This window comes from Paenibacillus sp. J14 (genome assembly GCF_000518465.1).
Lineage (GTDB): Bacteria > Bacillota > Bacilli > Paenibacillales > Paenibacillaceae > Fontibacillus > Fontibacillus barengoltzii.
Genome location: NZ_JADQ01000057.1, coordinates 22,054 through 28,234 on the forward strand (window position 1 = coordinate 22,054; position 6,181 = coordinate 28,234).

General features: G+C 55.0%; 6 protein-coding genes. 5 read left to right on the forward strand and 1 reads right to left on the reverse strand.

Features of this window, described 5'->3' with window-relative positions; genetic code table 11:
• Positions 1-53: 53 nt before the first annotated feature.
• The 5 genes from M891_RS0118385 (at position 54) to M891_RS0118405 (ending at position 5,230) form a co-directional block, all read left to right on the forward strand.
• Positions 54-1,004 (forward strand): carbohydrate ABC transporter permease, encoded by a 951-nt coding sequence (locus tag M891_RS0118385; protein ID WP_036700962.1) that lies wholly within the window; start codon positions 54-56, stop codon positions 1,002-1,004.
• A 5-nt stretch (positions 1,005-1,009) separates the two neighbouring features.
• Positions 1,010-1,849: a carbohydrate ABC transporter permease gene (locus M891_RS0118390; protein ID WP_028539836.1), complete on the forward strand. Its 840-nt coding sequence runs from the start codon at positions 1,010-1,012 to the stop codon at positions 1,847-1,849.
• 46 nt (positions 1,850-1,895) lie between these two features.
• A complete protein-coding gene (locus tag M891_RS0118395) occupies positions 1,896-2,786 on the forward strand; it encodes a glycoside hydrolase family 43 protein (protein ID WP_028539837.1) in 891 nt (296 codons plus the stop codon).
• Between the two features lie 14 nt (positions 2,787-2,800).
• Positions 2,801-4,516 (forward strand): MGH1-like glycoside hydrolase domain-containing protein, encoded by a 1,716-nt coding sequence (locus M891_RS0118400; RefSeq protein WP_028539838.1) that lies wholly within the window; start codon positions 2,801-2,803, stop codon positions 4,514-4,516.
• A gap of 147 nt (positions 4,517-4,663) precedes the next feature.
• Positions 4,664-5,230 carry a flavodoxin family protein gene (locus M891_RS0118405; RefSeq protein ID WP_028539839.1) on the forward strand — a complete coding sequence of 189 codons (567 nt, stop codon included), beginning with the start codon at positions 4,664-4,666 and terminating at the stop codon, positions 5,228-5,230.
• 465 nt (positions 5,231-5,695) lie between these two features.
• Here the strand turns inward: M891_RS0118405 and M891_RS25890 are convergent.
• The coding region (locus M891_RS25890) for a hypothetical protein (RefSeq protein ID WP_028539840.1) at positions 5,696-6,181 on the reverse strand (486 nt) is incomplete at its 5' end.

Consider the following 6,181-nt stretch of genomic DNA (forward strand, 5'->3'; position numbering starts at 1 on the left):
CTGGGCTCCCCTTTTTCTGAACCCAGGAATGATGGTTACGGAGGTGTTGACTTATGGATTCGGTGACAGGTGTGGCAACCCAAACGATCGTAAAGCCCAAGCGACGTCGAGCCTTGAAACGGAACTTAACGGGTTATTTGTTCTTGTTGCCCTGGTTGATTGGATTTTTTTGCATGGCGATTGGGCCAATTTTGGCTTCGCTGTATTTGTCCTTTACGAACTATAACATGTTGAAGGCGCCGGCTTGGATTGGGATGCAGAATTTTACGGAGATGTTTACGGGGGATGCCACGTTTACTCATTCATTGAAGCTGACGTTTCAGTACGTGTTCCTCTCTGTTCCTCTGCGGTTGGTGTTCGCCCTGGCGGTGGCGATTATTTTGAATAAAGGGTTAAAGCTGCTTGGTTTGTATCGGACCGTCTATTACATCCCTTCGTTGTTAGGGGGGAGCGTGGCGATTGCGGTAGTTTGGAAAAAAATCTTCTCCGGCGACGGATTGTTTAACCGGTTTCTCGAAATTTTTCATATTAATGCACCCGATTGGGTGGCGAATCCGAGCTACATTATTTATTCCATCGTTGCGCTGTCGGTTTGGCAATTTGGCTCGTCGATGGTGATATTCCTGGCGGGACTGAAGCAGATCCCGGGGGAAATTTACGAAGCTGCGGCGGTGGACGGTGTCAGCCGGACACGTCAGTTTCTGCGGATCACACTGCCGCTGTTGTCGCCGGTGATCCTGTTTAACCTGGTGATGAACATGATCAGCTCGTTCCAGGTATTTACCTCCGGGTACATTATCGGGGACGGCCATGGCGGGCCGATCGATTCGACGATGTTTTACTCGCTGTACCTGTATTTGAAGGGCTTCTCTTACTTTAATATGGGTTACGCTTCGGCTATGGCTTGGGTGATGTTGGTGATCATTGGGATATTTACAGCGATCGTATTCGCTTCCTCAAAGTATTGGGTTTATTACGGCGACGGCAAGGACGAAAGGAGCTGAGATAGATGGTGTTGCGGCTAAACTTAAGCAAACTGTGGAGACACGTGGTGGTGATTGTGATCGGGACGATCATGATTTATCCGGTGTTGTGGATGATCAGCAGTTCATTCAAGCCCAATGCGGAAATCTTCTCGGACATGGGATTGTGGCCGGACTCCTTCACTCTCTCCAATTACGTCAACGGCTGGCGGGGGATTCAAGGGTACTCGTTTGGGCATTTCCTGATCAACTCCTTTATTATTGCGGCGCTGGCGGTGATCGGTAACGTGATCTCCTGCTCGCTGGCCGCCTTTGCCTTTGCGCGTTTAAATTTTACGGGGCAGAAATTTTGGTTCAGCATGATGCTGATGACGCTGATGCTGCCGTTTCAAGTGACGCTCATTCCGCAATATATTCTGTTCCACACGTTCGGATGGGTGAATACGTTTCTGCCGCTCGTGGTACCGAAGTTTTTTGCGTTGGATGCGTTCTTCGTACTGCTGATGGTGCAGTTTATCCGCGGGCTGCCGATGGAATTGGACGAAAGCGCCCGGATCGACGGCTGTGGATCTTGGCAAATCTATTCGCGGATCATTATGCCGCTGTGCGTACCGGCGGTGATAACAACATCGATCTTTACGTTCTACTGGACGTGGGATGACTTCTTTGGGCAAATGATTTACCTGAACAGTCCTAAGCTGTTTACGGTAATGATCGGTTTGCGCTCGTTAATTGACTCCACCAGCACGTCGAACTGGGGCTCGTTGATGGCGATGTCGACGGTGGCGGTTGCGCCGGTCATCGTGATCTTCCTGATCTTCCAGCGTTATATCGTCGAAGGAATCTCGACGACGGGGCTGAAGTAAGCTGACAGGACGGTGAACTGTACACGACTTCTAGGAGGGATTGGTTATGACCTTGGCGTTATCGGACATCCATATTCGGGATCCGTTCCTCCTGCCGATGCCGGCGGAAGGCAAATATTATATGTACGGCACGATCGGAGAGACGTGCTGGAAGGGCAAACCGCGCGGGTTTGACGTTTACGTGAGCACGGATTTGGCGGCATGGGAAGGTCCTTACCCGGCGTTCCGCCCGGAGCCGGATTTCTGGTCGGACTTCAACTACTGGGCGCCGGAGGTGCATGAGTGGCAGGGGCGCTACTACATGTTCGCCACCTTCAAGGCAGACGGCCGATGCCGGGGCACGCAAACGCTGGTGGCGGACAGCCCGCTGGGCCCGTTCCAGCCGCTTGGGGACGGGCCGTTGACGCCGCGCGATTGGGAGTGCTTGGACGGGACGTTTTACGTCGACCCGCAGGGCGAGCCCTGGATGGTATTCTGCCATGAATGGGTGCAGGTGCAGGACGGGAAGATTTGCGCGGTGCGTCTAAGCCGCGAGCTGGACCGGGCGGTGTCTGAGCCTGTGCTATTGTTCCGGGCTTCGGAGGCACCATGGGCCGAAGGGATTCGCGGCGGGGCCAATTACGTCACGGACGGCCCCTTCCTGTACCGCGCTGATAACGGCGAGCTGCTGCTGCTCTGGTCCAGCTTTAGCGACGGCGGCTACACGATCGGCTGCGCTCGCCAAGCTGGTGGAGACATTACCGGCCCGTGGGTGCAGGACGCAGAGCCGTTGTATAAACGGGACGGCGGCCACGGGATGGTGTTCCGCACGTTCGCGGGCGAGCTGCGACTGGCGATTCATACGCCAAACGACAGCCCCAATGAACGTCCGATCTTCATCCCGGTGACGGAGCAGGACGGGCGATTATACGCGCATCCGAAAGAAGTGCAGAGATAGGTGAGGTTGGACAGATGGGGGAAATGGGAGAGATGGGCGTGTTGGAGCGGTTGCGCAAGATGGAGGTTGTGTCAGCTGTAGGCGGAGAAGGTTTGCGTAAGAGCACGGATCAAGCCGTGCTGGAGGAGTTTGCCGCTTCGGGCGTCAAATTCGCGGCGAACGAAGGGAGCCCGCTGGAGCGGGTCTATTACGCCGGCGTGCGCAAGCTGCTCGATTGCATCGTGCCGTCGGTGAGCGGCGTGCCGGTGCTGCATGAAGGCGGCGTGTACCTCGGCACTTGGCTGGAGAGCACCGGCACGATCAATACCGAGCTGCTCAGCCGCTTTGTGCCGTCGGTGGCGCAGGCGACCTTCACCTTGTTTGCCGATTACCAACGCTCCGATGGCCTCATGCCCTACAAGGTGACCGGCACGGGACCGGCATACCGGCAAATCCAGATGGTCACGCCGCTGGCCCGCTCGGTATGGAACCACTACCGCCTGAACGGCCGGGCGGACCGGGAGTTCCTGGACAAGATGTACCGCGCCATGGAGCGGCACGACGCCTGGCTGGCCGCGTTCCGTGATACGCGGGGGACGGGCTGCGTGGAGGCGTTTTGCACGTTCGATACGGGGCATGATCTATCTCCGCGCTTCTGGCATGTGCCGGATACGTCGCATCTGGGCGACCCGCGCCGGTACGATCCGGACTCGCCGGTGCTGCCGTTTTTGGCGCCGGATCTGACGGCTAACGTCTACTGTCAGCGGCGTTATTTGGCGGACATCGCCGCGGAGCTGGGGGCGGCAGCAGGACCGGAGTGGGCAGCTAAAGCGGAGGCGAGCCTGTCCAGCCTGATGAATCATTGCTATGATGCGGAAGACGGGTTCTTCTACGACGTGGACGCGAGCGGACAGTTCGTCCGCATCCAGTCTGACGTGCTGCTGCGCGTATTGGCTTGCGAGGTGGGGGACGGGGAATTTTTCGCTTCGTCGCTGCGACGATATTTGCTGAATACGCGGAAGTTTTTTGCCAAGTATCCCTTCACTTCGATTGCCATGGACGACCCGCGGTTTGATCCGTCGTCGGCCTACAACACCTGGGCGGGGACGACAAACTTCCTTAGCTTAATCCGTGCTCCGCATGCGTTTGAGTACCACGGGCGGCATGTGGAGCTAACCTGGGTACTGCAGCCGATTCTGTCGGCGATGGCCCGCATGGAGCGTTTCGCCCAGTGCCTCAGCCCTTGGACGGGAGAGGAAGGCTTCACCGAGACCTACTCCCCTGCGATTTTGTGTCTGCTCGACTATGTGGAGCGGTTGTGCGGCATCCTGCCGACGCCGGAGGAAGAGCTGTGGTTCACCGGGCTGCTGCCTTATCCGATGGATCACGGGGAAGTACCGGCCGAGGAAACCGCGTATGCCCGGAAAGTGGACGGCACGGTATTCGAGCTAGTCAATACGCGTGAAGGCAGCACCGTATACCGGGACGGGGAGCCGTACTGCCGGTTTCCCTACGGGACCCGTCTCGTCACCGATCGACGCGGTGAGCCTAAAGCGCTCATCGGGATGAGCGTTCGGACGGTGGAGGGTCTGCTGGAATTTGGGGGCCGAGCTTATCCGGTAAACCTCGGCGGGAACGAGGTTTGGCGATTGAATCGGAATAGCGCGGTTTCTAGTCCCGGATCAGGGCCAAAGTCAGCTTCTGCTGAAGCTTTGGCAGGTCCCGGTGTCGTTCTACCTACGTATCATTAGACAACCCCCTGCACGTTTCCCGAAAAAACGCCATAAACTTATGAAGATTGCATATATTTCAGATGCCTGTCGCATAACAATAAATAGGCGTAAAGCAGGCGCAACTTCGGGAAGTTTCGCTTGAGAATTCGGAGGGGAGTGCAGGGAATGCGCATTGCTGTCATTCAGGGAAGTGCAAGGAATGGAGGGAACACGGAGGAACTGACGCGGCTGGTTTTAGAGGGGTTACCCTATACGAATATCATCCTGCGGGAGAAAGAAATCAAACCGATCCACGATCAACGGCACGACGAAGGCGGCTTCGATCCCGTGGACGATGATTACGACGAGCTGATCCTGCAGGTGCTGGAGCATGATATTTTGATCTTCGCCACGCCGGTATATTGGTACGGGCCATCCGGCTTGATGAAGAACTTCATCGATCGCTGGTCGCAAAGCTTGCGCGATGTCCGTTTCAACTTTAAAGAGCGGATGGCGGCCAAAACAGCCTATGCCGTCGTGGTCGGCGGCGATAATCCGCGGATCAAAGCGCTGCCGCTCATTCAACAGCTGCAGTACACGTTTGATTTCGTAGGGTTACCGTTTGCTGGTTATGTGATCGGGAAGGCCAGCAGGCCGGGGGAGATCTTCAGAGACACTCGAGCGATCCGAGATGCCGCAGCACTCAATGCCGAGTTGCGGAAGGCCGAGCCGTTGGCGGTAAATCGTTCCTGACCTTTACTTTTTTCATAATCACAGATGGAAGACCGACGTGCGGTTGCGTTTGCAGCGGCACGTTTTTCCCGTGTGCGCCCTTTGTAGAACTCAGGTGGGGCATACCTATACTGTCGCCCTCCCTTTCAAGATTATCCCTTTGAGTCAGGCGGTAGAGTAAGGGAAATCGTTGTTTCGAAAAAGTGCTCTGTCTGAGGTGATCAGCCTGCTTGGAATCAGTCGAGAATTAAGTTCTTTTTGAATCGAAAAAAACTTAAGATAGCCCTAGGAATACGAACTAGGAGTATGACTAATATAGCAGATTGAAGCTGATATGACCCTAGCCTAGTGAAGAGTCAAGAAGACAAGGTACAGAAGTTAAAGAGAGTAATAGACCGCACAGAATTGAAAGTGAAATTTAAATTGAAGAGGATAAGAAGTTCAAGTACAGATTATAAAGACATATTATCCCCTGATCGCTTCTATTTACGCCGCTGTTGCAAGGAATGTCTTCTGATGACGCTTGATTAACTGGCCGTAAGGGATCGCTGGAATAGACAAGCACATCTGAAGCAAGTTCTGACGCATTTCTTCCTCGGAAAAGGACATGCGAAGATGACGGCGGACGGTGCACTCATTCAAATACGCTTGCAGATGGGTTAGCCCCAGGGCAATATAGGTGCGCTTCAGCGAAGTCCACGCCGCTCTGACTTCTTTGCGCAAAGGCAAATACAGTCGAAATGCCAAAGGAAATGACTGGACGGTAGAGGTAGGGACATCGACATGCTTATGGATGAACGCGGCGACATCGTGCTTGTTGGCTCGTTGTCCGTCTCCTCTTCTGTGCGATATCAATTGAATCTTCACTCGCTCCGGCTCGCCAGATTCTGTAACCGTGCATCCGGCGACAACCGGGGTGGCATAAGGCTGAGCCGCCGGATGATAGCGTAACGAATCATACGCATATTGATC